General features: G+C 41.8%; 14 protein-coding genes and 2 pseudogenes. 9 read left to right on the top strand and 7 right to left on the bottom strand.

What is annotated here, in order from left to right; all coding sequences use genetic code 11:
• Positions 1-82: 82 nt before the first annotated feature.
• Positions 83-1,733 (bottom strand): annotated as a pseudogene (locus tag ACX27_RS27875) (Ppx/GppA phosphatase family protein).
• Between the two features lie 278 nt (positions 1,734-2,011).
• Here ACX27_RS27875 and ACX27_RS27870 point away from each other — a divergent pair.
• The 3 genes from ACX27_RS27870 (at position 2,012) to ACX27_RS27860 (ending at position 4,297) form a co-directional block, all read left to right on the top strand.
• Entirely contained in the window at positions 2,012-2,893 is an 882-nt protein-coding gene (locus tag ACX27_RS27870; RefSeq protein WP_062297326.1) for a 4-hydroxybenzoate solanesyltransferase, read from the top strand.
• A 324-nt stretch (positions 2,894-3,217) separates the two neighbouring features.
• On the top strand, positions 3,218-3,796 hold the full coding sequence (locus ACX27_RS27865; RefSeq protein WP_062297324.1) for a hypothetical protein: 579 nt from the start codon (positions 3,218-3,220) through the stop codon (positions 3,794-3,796).
• 6 nt (positions 3,797-3,802) lie between these two features.
• Positions 3,803-4,297 carry a TIGR00725 family protein gene (locus ACX27_RS27860; protein ID WP_062297322.1) on the top strand — a complete coding sequence of 165 codons (495 nt, stop codon included), beginning with the start codon at positions 3,803-3,805 and terminating at the stop codon, positions 4,295-4,297.
• A gap of 88 nt (positions 4,298-4,385) precedes the next feature.
• Here ACX27_RS27860 and ACX27_RS27855 read toward each other — a convergent pair whose 3' ends face one another.
• Positions 4,386-5,408: a diguanylate cyclase gene (locus tag ACX27_RS27855; protein WP_062297320.1), complete on the bottom strand. Its 1,023-nt coding sequence runs from the start codon at positions 5,406-5,408 to the stop codon at positions 4,386-4,388.
• Positions 5,409-6,131: 723 nt separating this feature from the next.
• Positions 6,132-6,332, bottom strand: a complete 201-nt coding sequence (locus ACX27_RS27850; protein WP_062297318.1) for a heavy-metal-associated domain-containing protein — start codon at positions 6,330-6,332, stop codon at positions 6,132-6,134.
• Between the two features lie 321 nt (positions 6,333-6,653).
• Here ACX27_RS27850 and alaS point away from each other — a divergent pair, with 321 nt between their 5' ends.
• Complete coding sequence (gene alaS, locus ACX27_RS27845; RefSeq protein ID WP_062297316.1) at positions 6,654-9,296, top strand: alanine--tRNA ligase; 2,643 nt, start codon at positions 6,654-6,656, stop codon at positions 9,294-9,296.
• Between the two features lie 84 nt (positions 9,297-9,380).
• On the opposite strand, the gene ACX27_RS27840 is transcribed toward alaS, so the two are convergent.
• On the bottom strand, positions 9,381-10,175 hold the full coding sequence (locus ACX27_RS27840) for a DUF4393 domain-containing protein (RefSeq protein WP_144427553.1): 795 nt from the start codon (positions 10,173-10,175) through the stop codon (positions 9,381-9,383).
• Between the two features lie 312 nt (positions 10,176-10,487).
• Between ACX27_RS27840 and ACX27_RS27835 the strand changes: the two genes are divergently transcribed.
• Both ACX27_RS27835 and ACX27_RS27830 read left to right on the top strand, forming a co-directional pair.
• A complete protein-coding gene (locus ACX27_RS27835) occupies positions 10,488-10,727 on the top strand; it encodes a type II toxin-antitoxin system Phd/YefM family antitoxin (protein ID WP_062297312.1) in 240 nt (79 codons plus the stop codon).
• On the top strand, positions 10,724-11,107 hold the full coding sequence (locus ACX27_RS27830; protein ID WP_062297310.1) for a type II toxin-antitoxin system VapC family toxin: 384 nt from the start codon (positions 10,724-10,726) through the stop codon (positions 11,105-11,107). Before ACX27_RS27835 ends, ACX27_RS27830 begins: the two co-directional genes overlap by 4 nt.
• Here the strand turns inward: ACX27_RS27830 and ACX27_RS27825 are convergent.
• Positions 11,072-12,065: pseudogene (locus tag ACX27_RS27825) on the bottom strand (RsmB/NOP family class I SAM-dependent RNA methyltransferase). The gene ACX27_RS27830 and the pseudogene ACX27_RS27825 overlap by 36 nt on opposite strands.
• 358 nt (positions 12,066-12,423) lie before the next feature.
• Here ACX27_RS27825 and ACX27_RS27820 point away from each other — a divergent pair.
• Both ACX27_RS27820 and ACX27_RS27815 read left to right on the top strand, forming a co-directional pair.
• Positions 12,424-13,869, top strand: coding sequence for a DUF2157 domain-containing protein (locus ACX27_RS27820; protein WP_200929877.1), 1,446 nt, complete (start codon positions 12,424-12,426; stop codon positions 13,867-13,869).
• 237 nt (positions 13,870-14,106) lie between these two features.
• Positions 14,107-14,859, top strand: coding sequence for a GDYXXLXY domain-containing protein (locus tag ACX27_RS27815; protein ID WP_062297308.1), 753 nt, complete (start codon positions 14,107-14,109; stop codon positions 14,857-14,859).
• Here ACX27_RS27815 and ACX27_RS27810 read toward each other — a convergent pair.
• Together ACX27_RS27810 and namA are read right to left on the bottom strand one after the other, a co-directional pair.
• Positions 14,856-15,095 carry a hypothetical protein gene (locus ACX27_RS27810; protein WP_062297306.1) on the bottom strand — a complete coding sequence of 80 codons (240 nt, stop codon included), beginning with the start codon at positions 15,093-15,095 and terminating at the stop codon, positions 14,856-14,858. The two genes, ACX27_RS27815 and ACX27_RS27810, sit on opposite strands and share 4 nt — an antisense overlap.
• A 194-nt stretch (positions 15,096-15,289) precedes the next feature.
• On the bottom strand, positions 15,290-16,357 hold the full coding sequence (gene namA, locus ACX27_RS27805) for an NADPH dehydrogenase NamA (RefSeq protein ID WP_062297305.1): 1,068 nt from the start codon (positions 16,355-16,357) through the stop codon (positions 15,290-15,292).
• Between the two features lie 390 nt (positions 16,358-16,747).
• Between namA and ACX27_RS27800 the strand changes: the two genes are divergently transcribed.
• Positions 16,748-17,161 (top strand): secondary thiamine-phosphate synthase enzyme YjbQ, encoded by a 414-nt coding sequence (locus ACX27_RS27800; protein WP_062297304.1) that lies wholly within the window; start codon positions 16,748-16,750, stop codon positions 17,159-17,161.
• Positions 17,162-17,221 lie beyond the last annotated feature (60 nt).

Genomic DNA, 17,221 nt, shown 5'->3' with positions numbered 1-17,221 from the left:
TTGTGTGCAAGATGAACCGCGATTTCCAATCGCTTGGTGTTTCTTCCAATAGTGGATACTCCCATTTAAGCTTTACTGTTTTCTAGTTAACTGCGAATTTTGTAGTTTCCAAAGTCGCAACTAATTGCACCCCAAACTCTGCTTCAAATACGCCTTTTTTTGTAATCTAAACTCCACATTTCTAAGGAGCAATCATCATCAGGATTTGCGGGGAAGATTGACAGACTAACCTGATGTAAATCAGGATAATAACTAAATTTTACCTGAGATATTGCCCCAATTTGTCGTCTATCTAAAGCAACAGCTAATCGGAGAATTGCACTTAATTGACAGACTATTTGTCGATGATTTTTACTCAACAAATTGCGGAAATTTTCGTGCTTTTTCTTGGGTGGGGATTTGCGATGATAACGGGCTAAGTTGGCAATAATTTCGATTTCGGTTTCGGTATAGCCTAATAATTCACCATTGCGAATTAGATAGTATGAGTGTTTGTGGTGAGATGAATGGCTGATATGATGACCGCAATTGTGTAAGATGGCTGCTGCCCATAAAAGTTGACGTTCCTCATCTCCCCAGTTGTGGAGAATGCCTTGAGTTTGGTCAAATAAACTCAAGGCAAAAACAGCCACGCGATCGCTATGTTCAATATTGATGTGGTATTTGCTAACCTGTTTCAATACACTGCGCTGGCGAATGGAACTTTGGTAACGCAAGCGGTCTTCGATTAAACCGTGAGTCAGCATCCAATCGACAATTACGCCTTCGCGCAACGCCCGCCCGCATAGCGTAACCGCATCTACACCCAACAAGGTCATTGCTTCTTGCAGAACTACCGCACCTGCCAAAATCACTTCTGACCGTTTTTCTGGCATTCCTGGAATGGCTGTTCTTTCCACATTGGTCATTGTTGCCAAGCGATTCACCCAGCCGCGCAAATCCTGAAGACTCAATTGATAGCCATTCAGGGTGGAAGGGATTGTACCTAACTTTTCCCTAGCATCAATCATGGCTAAAGTTTCAATTGTGCCGGATGTTCCCACTAATCTGGGCGATTCGCCAAACTGAATATTAGCTAAAACATCGTCTACAGAACGTTCTAGCATTCCCCTGACATACGCTTGCAGATATCGCAACTCGCTATTGCTGATGGGGTCGGTAGTGATAAATTCCCCTGTCAGCCGGACAGCACCAACTTTGGTACTGGTGAGTATACGCGGTTCTTGACTATCTCCCAAAATAATTTCTGTGGAACCACCGCCAATATCAATAATGATGTGGGGCTGGTTGTTAAATTCCATCCCCGACAGCACTCCTAAATAGATGCGGCGTGCTTCTTCTTGACCAGAAATCAAGTCAACACTTAAACCCAACTCGCTGTCGATTCTTTGGAGAAAATCTCTACCGTTGGGGGCTTCCCGCACTGCACTGGTAGCTACAGCAATGATGGTTTCGGCATTAAAAGTTTTTGCAACTGCTTGGAAGCGTCTTAAAGTGGCGATCGCCCTATCCATGACTTCTGGTTTTAACTCGCCAGTAACTAAATTGCGATCGCCCAATCTCACCGTCTCTTTTTCTCTGGTAAAAATACTAAAAGCTGGTAGGGTTGGGTCGATTTTTACCACTACCATGTGCAGAGAATTTGTTCCCAAATCAATGGCAGCAATAATCCGTTGTTGCTGAACTGGTTGAGTTTTCATACTCTCCCAGACAGCGGAAACTAAATTTAGCATCTAGTTTTCTCTCTCTATTTAGGAAGGACGATAAAAGATGGGATTGCGGGATTATGGACTTTGAAACTGGGTGCTACAGATGCCTTCTCAGACTGATGGTATCGAGACGCTACCTGAGCTTGGTAGATTTACCCTGCCATTTACAACTTAAGTGACGGTGAATTATGTATCCATCGTTGCAAATTTAGGTTGTGTTTTTACAAATAACAAATAAAGTTATTCTATAGATGTAAAGAAGTATTAACTGAGCAAATTTTAGTAATTTCTGCTGAATTTCTATGTTGAGTACGCCAGAAAGCAACCAAGAACCTGTGTGGTCTGTGATTATCCGGCTTTTACGGTGGCATAAACCAGAAGGACGGTTAATTTTGATGATTCCGGCCTTGTGGGCTGTGGTTTTGGCGGCGGCTGGTCAACCGCCTTTACCTTTAGTGGGAGTGATTGTTTTGGGTACTCTGGCCACAAGTGCGGCTGGGTGTGTAGTTAATGACTTGTGGGATAAAGATATTGATCCAGAAGTGGAAAGAACACGCGATCGCCCTTTAGCTTCTCGTGCTTTATCAATTAAAGTTGGCATTGCCGTGGCAATTGTCGCCCTGGGATGTGCGGCGATGTTGGCATTTTATTTGAATCCCTTGAGTTTTTGGCTTTCGGTTGCCGCAGTCCCCGTAATTCTCCTGTATCCAGGGGCAAAGCGCGTTTTTCCGGTGCCGCAATTGGTACTATCGATTGCTTGGGGTTTTGCGGTGTTGATTAGTTGGAGTGCTGTTACGCAAAATCTTTCTCAACCAACTTGGTTACTTTGGGGCGCAACTATACTTTGGACGTTGGGATTTGATACTGTGTATGCTATGAGCGATCGCGAAGATGACCGACGCATAGGTATTAATTCTAGTGCTTTGTTTTTTGGTAATTACGCCCCAGATGCGATCGGTATTTTCTTTGCTGGCACAATCTTGTTATTAGGTTGGTTGGGGATTGAGATTCATCTACACCTCGCTTTTTGGATAACTCTCGCCTTGGCGAGTATCGGTTGGGGTTGGCAATATTGGCGATTGAAACAACAAGACTTACCAAATGCGGCTTACGCCCAAATGTTTCGGCAGAATGTGTGGATTGGCTTTATTTTACTGGCAGGAATGATTGTTGGCTGGCTTTAATCTTACTCAGATACCCGACTTCTTTAATAACAATGGGTGTAGGGGTGTGAGGGTGTAGGGGTGTCAAGCTTTTGAACACCTACACCCCTACAAGGAAGCCAAAATTAAAAAGCTAGATAATTTTTGACTTTTAACTTTTGACCTTTTATTTAGAAGAAGTCGGGGATTTCAGCCTCATTTGATTTACAAGAATTTTATGAAGTTGCCGTATTTTCCCTGATTACACAAAGATTTCATCAATATTATAAATATTAGCTCCGCAATCTTACGAATATAGTTTATTTGTTGGGTATATGCAGATAAAGTTTAGCAGCACCCAACGCAATGCAGCGATCGCACCTTGCTAAAGCCGCCATGATAGTTTTCCTTTCCCTTGGTAGTTTAGGGATTGTGGGCGGGAGTTTTTTAATCCGGAGGGCTTTCAGTAGTACTACTGAATCAAGCATTATTACTAATGCAGACCGTTACAGTGAAATCCGCAATCAACTATGGGCAAGTCCCGCCGAAATTCAGCATTTTCCCCGCACAATTTCCGTCGATTCCCCAGATGTGCGAATTGCCTATTCTCCAGGGGTTGCCCAAGCTAGTACTTTTTTCCAAGTGCGACAAAAACAATCTCCCGCCCAAATTCAACAATTATTAGCAAAATACAGAAAACTAGCCAAGCATAAATACTTAGGTGGCGATACCAATGTCCACTCTAACCTTCCTAATGGTGTTCCCACTACCTTTTTCTACACTGGTGATGCTGAGAGAGAATCTTTTCCGCCTTCTTATGAAATTTTAGTGTTGAATGCGAAAGATAAAGGTACTCCGGGATTTAAATGGAATCACGGTGATAGTTACGGCGTAGCTATTGATAGTACAGCCTCAGAAATTGTTTATTGGGCTGAAAAATGGTAAGGCTGAATGCGGAAAATTGTGATTGGGGTAATGGGGCCGGGAGAAACGGCGACAAACAATGATTTACACAATGCTTATGAATTAGGTAAACTCATTGCCCAACAAGGATGGATTTTGTTGACTGGTGGACGAAATGTTGGCGTGATGGAGGCCGCAAATCAGGGTGCAAAGTCCGCTAATGGGTTAACTCTAGGTATTCTTCCTGGTAGTCAACCAGATGGCATTTCGGCTGCGGTGGATATTGCAATTTTCACAGACATAGGAAATGCACGGAATAACATCAACGTTCTTTCTAGTCATGTGGTAATTGCTTGCGGTATGGGTGCAGGAACTGCTTCCGAAATTGCCTTAGCGTTGAAAGCACATAAGCCTGTTATTTTGTTAATTGACGACACAAACAGCAGAAATTTCTTTCAGAAATTATCTGGAGATAATGTTTATTTTGCGGATTCTGCTTTAGATGCGATCGCCACTGCTTTGAAAGTGCTGAGTGCTGAGTAAAGGGGATGAAATATAGCGGTAGTCAGATATGTGAGGACAATTTGAAAACTTAAATGCCTGGAATAGTAAGACTTTTCCTCCTGCCTCTTTAAGAAGACATAACTCTCAGATTAGAGAAATCAGAATATTCCCAACTCACAACTCGGTTTCGTCCTAAAGCTTTGGCATTTAATAAGCATTGATCAGCACGATGAAGCAAGCTATAACCTTTATCATCATCATCTGCTTGCAAACTAGCAACACCTAGACTAATTGTGATTGGGATAGTTAGTTCTTTGCTCATAGCAAATGGTTGTTCTGCAACAATGCGATTTAAGCGTTCGGCAACGATGACAGCTTCTTCGCCAGTGGTGTTAGTCAGCACAATTACAAATTCCTCGCCACCGTAACGGAATGGTGTATCTTTAGAGCGTAGGTTGTGCCGTAGGCGAGCGGCTAATAATTGTAAAAGGCGATCGCCTACTAAATGCCCATAAGTATCGTTAACTTTTTTGAAATAATCGATATCTAGAATAATCAAACTCAAAGGATTACCTTGAGTCCGGGCTTTTTTGACTTGTCGAGGTAAATCCCATTCCATCGCCCGACGATTACTAATTTCTGTGAGTGAATCTGCTAAAGCGATCGCAGATAATAAATCATTTGTCCGCATCAGTTCACGGTATTTTTGGGCTTTCCGTAAACCAACATTGACTTGAGCTAGTATTACCTGATGATGGGCAGCTAAACTGACTGGATTCTGAGCAATTATCTCATCTGTTACTTGCCAAATATAAGCATCTGCACCTTGCCTAAGTGCAGTAGCAGTCATTTCCCATTCCCAACACAAATCCTGCTCACTTTTGGTAGCTAACTGATAGGAACGATCCTCGAAAAGAATACAATACAACCAAGATAGCTGGGTCTGATTTTTTATCCAACCGCATAGTTCTATACTTTTATCCAAACTTGCCTGTATAAATATGACATCAGGTGGTTCATTTTCTAGTTGAGAAATTGCCTGATGAAAATCAGCTATCACTTCTAAAGTAAAAGCGGTTGTATCCAGTATCTGATCGGGAAGTTTGGCGACGAATTTCTCACTTCCAAAGACCAGAATTGAAACATTCATTTTTTTGTATCTGCCTTATTTCGAGATAAAAATTCCTACTAATTTTTACAATAGAGAAATTACCAGTATTTTTATTATCGATATATTTCCCTATACTTGATAGTCATAGCCTCAAATTAACTATAATCGGATAATTTTAATATCATCTTAATACATGACCCTGAATACAACTACTGAACTTTACAGTTATGATAATTACTGTCCGTCTTTACCCTTTTTTTTTTAAAACAGTGTAAATACGGAAATTATATTTGTTTTTAATAGAATCACTGTAGTTTCCAGGTGTTAGTTATTTACAAGTGTGAACACAATCAAATAGCAGACTTTTTGTTCGGGTTCGCTTTATTTTATGTATACAAATTAAATATTTAAAAAAATATAAAATTTTGCCCTTGTCCGTAAAAACCGAGATGCTTTATAAATAGGAAGAATGCTATGTAGTTTCAACTGGGTAAGGATTACCACCTCAATCAAACTGAGTTGTTAGAGGATTTTAACTAGACTTTTTAGATAGTTTTATCTGTTGAATAAGTGAATTTACGAGAGATGTAATTTTGTCGGTAGACTGCAAGTGAATCAAGTAGTTCTCAAATCTATATATTGAGCATATCCTGATACTAAATTCTGTAGGGGCAAATGACCTTCAGCCCCTACAAATATTGCACTATGCTGTAGATTCAGCACCAACTAATCTAAAAATCTTATAAACCCTTTATGAAGGAATTAATAACCTTCAATGTTGTAACCAGATGCAACAATCACCTGTTTGATTGACTCTTCCGAAGCAGCAGATTCTACGGTGACAGTTTTATCTTGCACATTAACATCTACCAGAGCATCAGGTTCCATTACATGGATAGATTCGGTAATTTTTTCAGCACATCCTTCACAAGTAATGTTGGGAACTTTTAGTTTTAGTGCCATTATTTGCCTCTTTTGAGAAACTTTAATATTTGTTTTATAAATAAAATTTTATTTCTGCATTGGGATCGCATACATCTAGCTAAAGTGGGGTAGTAAGATTACGTATATAGGCATAGGCGATCGCTGGATAAATATCTCTCTAAGTAAAAATTACTAGCAGTAACCGAAAACAAAATGCAAAAATAAGGCTAGAGGTTAGGGGCTAGAATGATGTTTATAATTTCTATTTGCATCAGTGTCTAGCTCAAAAGTACTGATTTATTTCTCCAATAACTAGTTCCTAGTCCCTAGTCCCTAATCATTCTTTTTTGTTTTCTATCCATGTCTTCTAATCCCCAGTACCGCAGCGGTAACGAAATTCGCACCTTATTTCTTGACTTCTACGCCCAACGGGAACACCAAATTCTGCCCAGTGCTTCCCTCGTACCAGAAGATCCAACCGTGCTGCTGACAATCGCGGGGATGTTACCATTTAAGCCGATATTCCTGGGACAGCGCACATCTGAATTTAAAAGAGCAACCACATCACAAAAGTGTATTCGTACCAACGATATCGAAAACGTCGGACGCACCAAACGCCATCACACGTTTTTTGAGATGTTGGGTAACTTCAGCTTTGGTGATTATTTTAAAGAACAAGCGATCGCCTGGGGTTGGGAAATTTCCACACAAGTTTTTGGCTTCTCTCCCCAAAACCTCGTCGTCAGCGTCTTTGAAGAAGATGACGAAGCATATAATATCTGGCGCGACAAAATTGGTGTATCTGAAGCCAGAATTAAACGCATGGGTGCAGATGATAACTTTTGGGCTTCTGGCCCCACTGGCCCTTGCGGCCCTTGTTCGGAAATTTATTACGACTTCCACCCAGAACGCGGCGAAGATAATATTGATTTAGAAGATGACACGCGGTTTATCGAGTTTTATAACTTGGTATTTATGCAGTACAACCGCGATGCAGCCGGGAATTTAACACCACTGCAAAATAAGAATATCGATACTGGTATGGGTTTGGAGAGAATGGCGCAAATTCTCCAACAAGTACCGAATAACTACGAAACAGATTTGATTTTCCCGATTATTAAAACCGCTGCCCAAATTGCTGGCATTGATTATCATACAAGCGATGAGAAAATCAAAGTCTCTTTAAAAGTCATTGGCGATCATGTACGCGCTGTAGTTCACATGATTGCTGATGAAATTCGCGCTTCTAATGTGGGAAGGGGTTATGTGTTGCGGCGATTAATTCGGCGGGTGGTGCGTCATGGCCGATTACTTGGCATTTCTGGGAATTTTATCAACCAAGTGGCGGAAACTGCGATCGCTCTTTCAGAATCTGCTTATCCCAATGTCCGCCAACGGGAAGCAGCTATCAAAGCGGAATTAGAAAGGGAAGAATCGAATTTCCTCAAAACTCTTGATAGAGGCGAAAAGCTTCTCGAAGATATTATCCAACAAGTCAAACAGCAAGGACAAACCCAAATTAGTGGTGAAAGCGCCTTCACCCTGTATGATACCTACGGCTTCCCCCTAGAACTCACCCAAGAAATCGCGGAGGAAAACAACCTCACCGTTGATGAAGCCGGATTTAACACCGAAATGCAAAAGCAAGTGGAACGTGCTAAAGCCGCCCACGAAACTATCGATTTAACTGTACAAGGTTCCCTGGACAAACTTGCAGAACATATCCACGCCACGGAATTTTTAGGTTATACCCAAGCTGCGACGACAGCGAAAGTAGAAGTATTACTAGTTAATGGTGTCGCCGAAGAAGCAGCCGAAGCCGGAACAGAAGTACAAATCGTCCTCAACCAAACCCCATTTTATGCAGAATCTGGTGGACAAATAGGCGATCGCGGTTATATCTCTGGCGATGGTATTGTGGTGCGCGTGGAAGATGTGAAGAAAGAATCTGATTTCTTTGTCCACTTCGGCCGCATCGAACGGGGAACACTGCGAGTAGGCGATACAGTCACCGCCCAAATTGATGCTGCTTGTCGCCGTCGCGCCCAAGCAAACCACACCGCCACCCACTTACTCCAAGCGGCGTTAAAGAAAATCGTTGATGAGGGAATTTCCCAAGCGGGTTCTCTCGTTTCCTTCGACAGATTGCGCTTTGACTTCAACTGTCCCCGCGCTTTAACAGCTGAGGAAGTCCAGCAAGTTGAAGAACAGGTAAACACTTGGATTTCCGAGGCACATTCCGCCAAAATCGAAATCTTACCCTTAGCCGAAGCAAAAGCTAGAGGTGCGGTGGCGATGTTTGGGGAAAAATACGGAGATGAAGTCCGCGTCATCGATTTTCCTAGCGTGTCGATGGAACTGTGCGGAGGTACGCACGTAAGTAATACTGCGGAGATTGGCGTATTTAAGATTATCTCTGAGGCTGGTGTTGCGTCTGGAGTGCGGCGGATTGAAGCGGTTTCCGGCCCAGCGATTTTAGATTACTTAAATGTGCGGGATAAAGTCGTCAAAGATTTAAGCGATCGCTTTAAGGTTAAACCGGAAGAACTACCAGACAGAATCACAACACTACAAACTGAACTGAGAAACGCTGAGAAGCAACTAGAAACGCTAAAAGGACAACTAGCGATCGCCAAATCTGACAGCTTGCTAGACACAGCCCAAACCGTAGGCGACCATAAAATTATTGTTGCCCAACTCGAAGGCGTTGACCCCGAATCTTTGAAAACTGCGGCGGAACGCTTACTACAAAAAATCGGTAATGGTGCAGTGGTACTCGGTTCCGTTCCCGAAGCTGGTAAAGTCAGCATAGTTGCAGCCTTCAGTCCAGAGGTAAACAAGAAAGGATTACAAGCTGGAAAATTTGTCGGTGCGATCGCAAAAATCTGCGGCGGTGGCGGCGGCGGTAGACCAAACCTCGCCCAAGCCGGCGGCCGCGACGACAGTAAATTACCACAGGCTTTGGAACAAGCGCAGAGTGAGTTACAGCAGACTTTGAATTAAGCTGTACAAATACTCAAATCAGCGGCAGCAGACTGGAAGTGATGCAGACAGCATCTTGTCGGTCTGTCTGCCGCATTAGAAGTTTTATGCTATTGAGTCTGGCAATTTTTCTGGAACACAAGCTTGAGCAAACATGCTACCAAAAGAAGTTAACTGAGCATAACTTGTAATATTGACACCTGTTTGGATAGCAGCTTCTCCTTCAAAAATTGGTTCTTGATTGCCTTGTTGCCAAATTCCAGCTAGATTCAAGCTGTGGAGATGATCCATATAGACTGCAAAGTTTTCAGGAAAAATAAGTTTGTTAGTAGGAAACTCATTTTCAATAACTTGCTTCGCTGAAAATGTTTTTTGTTCAGAGTTGAAAGCGGCGTATTGGCGGTAGAGAAAACGCTTCTTCCGAAGCCAAAAAATGATTTGTGCTTCATCAGAACTCAATTGAGAAATGATACTTGCAAAAGCTGGATGAGCCTCGCTAACACGGTCACGGTCAATCGCTCGTGCTAATAAATTAATAAACAAATCAGCGATGACATTATTTTCATCAACATATCGAAGCCCTTCAAGAACTGGCCCTGCAACTTGCGGGTGTGCCTCAATACGCCTTTCTTCAGGTACTTGTTCAGCAATACGCGTAAGATATCTTTGCCAGCGATCGCTTTGAGCAGCAAGATATTCGATAGGAGCAAGTAGTAATCGAGCTACTTTTGCGGTTGATTCAAGCGCACCTCCTACTTGCTTTGCTGCTGGTTGAGCAAGGTCTTTATATATATCGCTTAATGGTAATAGCTTAGCAATATCTTCAGGTTTATCCATACCCATCATCATGTAAGTGTTTATATCTATTATGCTGTTTTCGTAATTGACATTGACTACCAATAGATAAACCCTTTTTGTTGACACTATGAAGGGGTAAGGGGAATAATTAGCAGATTTGCTAAATAATTACAAGTTTTTACATATATTTCTTGCTTTTATCCCTAAATTCTCCGTCCAGTATCCAAATTTAGACATTACACAGGAATTAATTAGTATAACTTCTAAGATAGAAAAATACCAATATAGTTCTTAAAAAACTGGGCAATCGCTAAGTTTATTGCTTACTTTACCAAACCTCCTGCAAATTTTGGAGCGCACTAAAATTAGATTAGGGCAGTTAATATATTCACATTAATACATAGAAGTATTTAGATGCAGAAAGTTACAGTGGATGAAATCCAACAAAATCCCTTAAAATACCTCAACCTAGTTAAGGCAGGTGAAAGTTTTATTATTATTCAAGCAGATAAAGAAATTGCTGAATTAAAACCAATTCAAAGTATTAACAAGCAGCTAAGACCATTTGGTTTGTGTGCAGGAGAGTTTACTGTGCCTGATGATTTTGATGCACCTCTGCCCCAAGATATTTTGAATGCGTTTGAGGGCGGATGAAAATTCTTCTAGATACTCATATTTTCTTATGGTTTATCAGTGGTGATAAACAGCTACAAACAGATGTTAGAGATGCCATTTGCAATATAGATTATCAGATTTATCTCAGCGTTGTCTCAATATGGGAGTGCATTGTTAAATATCAATTGGGCAAGTTACCATTGCCAGAATCCCCTGAAATATATATTCCCAAACAACGCGATCGCCATCAAATTGCAAATTTGGACTTAGATGAAGGTAGCGTTACTCAACTGGCGAGTTTACCAGCATTGCATAAAGATCCGTTTGATAGAATGCTTATCTGTCAGGCTTTACAGCACGGCTTAACGATTGCAACAGTTGATTCAGCAATCCGCGCCTATAGTGTTAGTACTATTTGATAGTGTATCTTTACTATTCATCCACACCGCAGATAAAGTACTTGCATCTAACTCCTGATTTTCACCCTCAGCCGTATTTTGAAACAACATAGCAAATGCGCCAGCACCCAATCTACTCTGCGGAAATATCCGGTAACAAGGAATGTTTGTCAGGTGCGATTGATATGCTTGTAAATGGTTAACATTAACTGGTTTAAATTGGGGAAAGCGTGATAAAAACCATTCACAAACCTGCTCATTTTCTTCTGGGGAATAGGTGCAAGTCATATAAGCCAGATATCCTTGCGGCGCAACTATTTGAGCAGAGTTCGCAATAATTCTTTTTTGACGATTGGCACTTTTATTAATTGCTGTGGGGTGAAAACATCCAGGGGCTTTTTCACCTTTAGCTAGTAATGATTGTCCGGTACAAGGCGCATCAACAATTACTAAGTTACTAGATGCAGAGATACTTTCAGCAAAAATACTTGAATCTCGATTCACTACAATTGCTGGGTGAATTTGGCTAACGTTTTAAGTTAGAAATTAACATACCTAAACGTTTACCAATGACTTCGTTACTAATCAATAATTTTGGTTGCAAAGCTTTCCACGCAAACACACTTTTACCGCCTGGAGCAGCACACATATCAAAAACTGTAGGGATTGGCTGCGTAATTGCTAACAAAATTGAAGCTGAAAATACAGAAGAAAAATCTAAGCAATAGAAATATCCTTGATTATGTAGGGGATGTTGACCGGGTTTTTCTCCTAAAGCTAACCTGTCTATAAATTGGGGTTGCCAAGTTAAAGGTGTTTCTACGGCAAAGGGCGATGTTTCGGGTTTTGGCTGACACCAAACAATAGAGGGTGCAAAAGCTTGGGGATTAACTAAGGCTGCGATAAATTTTTCTTGTTCTTCTAAACTTTCAAATAAACGCCGTGCGAGTTTCAGTAATAAGTTGGAAGGCTTTTCCATTATTTATGTGAATGATTATACGTATTTTTAATCCTAGTAAAACTGTTACACAAGAACAACGCTATTTCATGCCTTGGCTGCATACTGAAAATACAATAACCGCTATGCTGACCCATAAATCTTTGTTGGTCGGGAGTTAGGCAAAAATCGCTCTTTAGCTTAATTTATCGTAGATACAAAGTGGCTGGCTTTCCGAAGAGGACTGCGCTTCGGGTTAACCAGTCGCAATCATGCTAATACATCACAGAATCTGCGTAAATCCTGATATTATCTGCCCTCTGCTGTCTTTTTGGGGTGAATAGAACATCCAAAATCTAGAGTTTGACCGTGAAACTACCTCGTTGCTTTGGAGATGGTCATGATATTGGATAATTTTCAGAGGAAGTTACGCCGAGAATCGCAATTATGGCGAGATGAAGGTCTGATTAGTGCTTCGCAATACCAACAACTAGCAGACCGTTATCAATTTAATAATTTAGAAGCGGCGGCACGCGATCGCTCCACGATGACTGCGGTCATGACTGGTAGTATCCTACTAACATTGGGCATTATCACTTTTGTGGCGGCTAACTGGCTGGGATGGTCGCGAGATGTCAAATTCATCATTATGATGAGTTTGTTTATGGCTACTACCATTACTGGTTTTTACACTTGGCGGCAAGCCGCTATTGGTATCCCGGAAGGCAAAAAACCAAAACGTAGTCAACGCCTCTTGGGTGAAGGGTTGCTGATTTTAGCGGCGATGGTTTTTGGTGCAACTATCGCTTTGATGGCTGATGTTTTCAATATTAACGGTTCAACGCCCGAACTGTTTTTTGCCTGGGGTTTTGGCGTTTTGGTGATGGCTTACAGTCTGTCGTTAAATTCCCTGGGAATTTTGGGAATTATCCTCATCCAAATTGGGTATTGGACTGGTATTGGAGACTTGCGTTATTCGGCAAATGATTGGAATTGGGCGACACTGGTTATCAGACACATGCCTTTGCTGTCGTGGGTGTTGTTTGTCCCCTTAGCTTATTTTTGCCGTTCGCGGTGGATTTTTGCGATCGCTGCTTTTATTTTTGCCAGTTCTTTACAATTGAATCTCGACCCCTTACCACTGTCAAGTCTGTCGGATGCTGCGCCTTGGGTCGCCTCTTTTGCTTTTACACTCCCGCCGGCATTATTCTGGAGCTATGATGACCTACTATTCCCGACAATTAATTACAGGCTATTTCAACCTTTAGCCCGTGATTTAGCGTTAATCGCTTTTGGTCTAGCTTTTTATATCTTGTCTTTTCGTTGGCTGTGGCAAACTTCCGGCTACAATTTCTCTTCGTCAACGACTAACATGAATATATTCATGAATCGCCCAATCATTGACTTGGGAATTCTCAGTGGTTTGGCGGTACTGCAATGGTTGTTTTTAGTCCGCCAGCGCAACAACCCCATTCGTCGGGAAGCAGTCTTCAATCTACCTTTGATTGTGACTTTTTTAGGCTTCACAGCTATTGTACCTTTCTGGCATCAAGCGATTAACCCTATCGATGATTTAGGGGTTTTTGCTTTTAATGTGTTGTTCACAGTTTTGGCTTGGGGACTAATTCGGGAAGGCTTGAAGTTTAACGACAGGCGATCGTTCTGGGGCGGTATGCTGTTGTTAACTCTGCAAGTGATTAGTCGTGTGCTGGAGTATGACACAGAACTGCTACTCAAATCACTGGTGTTTGTTATGTGTGGTTCAGCGTTGATTAGTGCAGGACTGTGGTTTGAACGCCGTGTAGGTTCTAACTCTAAGTCTTCCGGTAACGCCAAATCTTCCTAATTTTCTCTCCGCGACTCTGCGACTCTGCGTGAACAAAAATTAACCGCAGATGAACGCAGATAAAATCTAATAAACTAGTACAAGTCGGCAGGAATAAACAGACCATAAGGAATTGCTAAAAGGCTTGTGGTATTACTATTCTTTCTTTTTCCTTTTGACTTTTGCCTTGTCGTACTAGCTCCTAGTTTCTCTGCGTAAGTCCTAATATTCTTTCTCGCTAATAGTAGGACTACGCCAATGAAAAATGAATCTTCGGAATCTACTAAAAAGTCGGAATCTACTAAGTCAGAATCTACTAAGAATAAATCATGGTCGCCCGAAGCGGAATTTTCTGAGAAGCTGACGTTTCGTGATTATTTATTAGCTACAGACCAAAAAGCCAATAAGCCTTTACCGACTGGAAGGTTGGTGCTTCCTTTGGCTATTCAAGCTGCAATTATTTTCGCAGTGCCTTTTTTATCGATGTACACTACCCTCACAGGTAGAGAGGTTATTTTACAAACTGTACCTGTGAATTCTCGAAATGTGCTGCAAGGTAATTCTTTAGAACTAGACTACAATATCTCGCGGATTTCTACACTCAGAAGGCTATCAGGTTGGCAAGAATTACTACGGAGAAATCGTGGCAGGGATGGAGAATTACTAGAAGGAACCAACTTGTATGTGATTTTACAAGAACAGCCATTTTTTAGTCGGGGTGTGCCTAGGGCTTGGCGACCGGTGCGGGTAACGACTAATCCCCCCAGATCCTTACCTAGCAATCAAGCCGCCCTCAAGGGTGTGTATCAAGATGGTTATGTGCAGTATGGTGTGGAAAACTATAATGTCCAAGATGAAGAACGGCAACAGCTAAATCGGGATGTTGCCCAAGCTGTACGGCAAACAAGAGATGGACAATCACGTTCTATAGTTGTGAAAGTCAAAGTAGACCCACAGGGTAATGCTGTACCTGTGAGTCTCTGGGTACGCGATCGCAACTATCAATTTTAGTCTTCTTGCTTGATATTCCATGCTACACCGAAAGCTGCCCCAGCCCCGGCGATTAACCCTGTACTCATTCCTTGGATGGTTTTTTCAACGGGGTCTTGGGTCAAGCATTCACTTGTAACTTGACTCGAACGCAAACAAAGATTACTCTCTGCCCAGCTGCTAGTGCCGCCTAAAATGACACCAGCAATACTACAGGAAGCTACAAGCAGCAATAGGCGTTTTGTTTTTCTATCCATAGATGGATGTATGTTGGGAAGTAATTAGTCCTCAACTACTTTACACATCTATGCTGTTGTTGTCAGCTCCTTTTTAAAGTGCTGAGTGTTGAATATTCTCCAATTATTAGCAGCAGCCACAGTTTTTCTGCGTTCAAGTCAATTTTGCGCTAACCAATTGGTTAAATCAAGTGGGCTAGAAAAATCTAACAATCTCACACCCAGGCGCGATCGTATTGTACAGGCCAGAGTTTCTCGTAGCCTAGTTTTTTGGCTGCTAGATGTGGCCAGTAAGGATTGCGGAGTAATTCGCGCCCTAATAAAACTAAGTCGGCTACTTCGGTGCGAATAATTTGGTCGGCTTGTTCGGGAGAGGTAATTAAGCCGACTGCGCCTGTTGGGATTTTGGCTTCTTGGCGGATACGTTCGGCGAATTGAGTTTGATAACCAGGTTTGACGGGAATATTGATGCCAGGGATAATTCCCCCAGAGGAACAGTCAATTAAGTCTACGCCCAAAGATTTGAGTTTATCGCTTAAGGTGACGCTTTGTTCTATGTTCCATCCTTTATCTATCCAATCGGTGGCGGAGATTCGCACAAATAAAGGATAGGTTTCTGGTAAGATTTGGCGCACAGCTGTGACAACTTCTAATAACAAGCGTGTCCGGTTTTCAAAGCTGCCACCATATTCATCTTGACGTTGATTGGCTAAGGGTGAGAGAAATTGATGGAGTAGGTAGCCGTGGGCTGCGTGAATTTCGATGACTTTGAAGCCGGCTTGTAGGGAACGTTGAGTAGCAGTGACAAAGGCTTGAATAATTTGTTGAATTCCTTCAATACTCAAGGCTTCGGGAACGGGACTATCTTTACTAAATGCGATCGCACTGCTGGAAACTACAGGCCGCCAACCTTCTTGGGATTCATCTACAGCTTTACCACCGCGACTGGGTTTGGCTGTGCTGGCTTTTCTCCCCGCGTGGGCGAGTTGAATTCCTGCAACTGCACCAAAGTTATGAATTAATTCGACAACTTTGGCTAAACCTTCTATGTGTTCATCTGACCATATACCCAAGTCTTGCGGACTAATTCGCCCACAGGGTTCTATCGCTGCTGCTTCTGTGAATACTAAACCTGCACCACCAACGGCGCGAGAAGCTAAATGTACTAAGTGCCAATCATTTGCAAACCCATTTGTACTAGAGTATTGACACATGGGTGAAACGACAATACGGTTGCGAAAAGTGATTTCCCGAATCTTAAATGCCTCAAATAAATGTGCCATTGGAATGATTTCCTTCGCTTGCTAGGGTAGAAATACTACTGATGTAAATTCCATAAATTTCAGTCTCTAGATAATGCCCGAAAGCACCAAGGCAGCTATAATTCTTGTGTAAGTTTGAACAAAAATATTGTAAATTTATATAAATTAAATATTGAGAATTTATCACAATAGATATTAGAAATTTACTCACACTCTTGATGTTGAACTGCCTACTCGATAAAACTCAATTATCTAGATTTTTGGTGAGTGATCGCCCCCAACCACTCACCAAAAAAATATGCTTCACGCTTATGAGCATTCATTCAATAATATAGCTAAATTGTGGCTAAACTTCGCAGCTAATTGCCTAAGAAAGTCTATATTATTAGTGAATAGTCAATTAATCTACAAATGGTTCACTACCAAAAGCTACTGAGAGTTTCTACTACTGGCAAATCTTTTCACAATATTACTGCCAAAATCGAAGCTATAGTTGCTGAGTCGGGCGTGGAAACTGGACTCTGCACTTTATTTTTACGCCACACTTCCGCTAGTTTAGTCATCCAAGAAAATGCTGATCCTGATGTGTTGGTAGATTTAGCTAACTTTATGGCCAAGCTAGTCCCAGAATCGGGGGGATACATTCACGATGCCGAAGGGCCTGATGATATGCCAGCACATATCCGTTCTGCATTGACTCACACTTCTGAACATATACCTATTAATCGTGGTCATTTAGTATTGGGAACTTGGCAGGGAATTTATGTTTGGGAACATCGCCAACGCAGTCATACACGGGAGTTAGTTGTACATATTTCTGGATAATGAAAGTATCGCTGATGAGTGTTTATTCCTATTTTTTGACTTTGTGTGATGCCGCGCAAA

Origin of the sequence: Nostoc piscinale CENA21 (genome assembly GCF_001298445.1) — a bacterium.
Taxonomy (GTDB): Bacteria; Cyanobacteriota; Cyanobacteriia; order Cyanobacteriales; family Nostocaceae; genus Nostoc_B; species Nostoc_B piscinale_A.
This window is presented reverse-complemented; position numbering and strand designations above follow the sequence as displayed.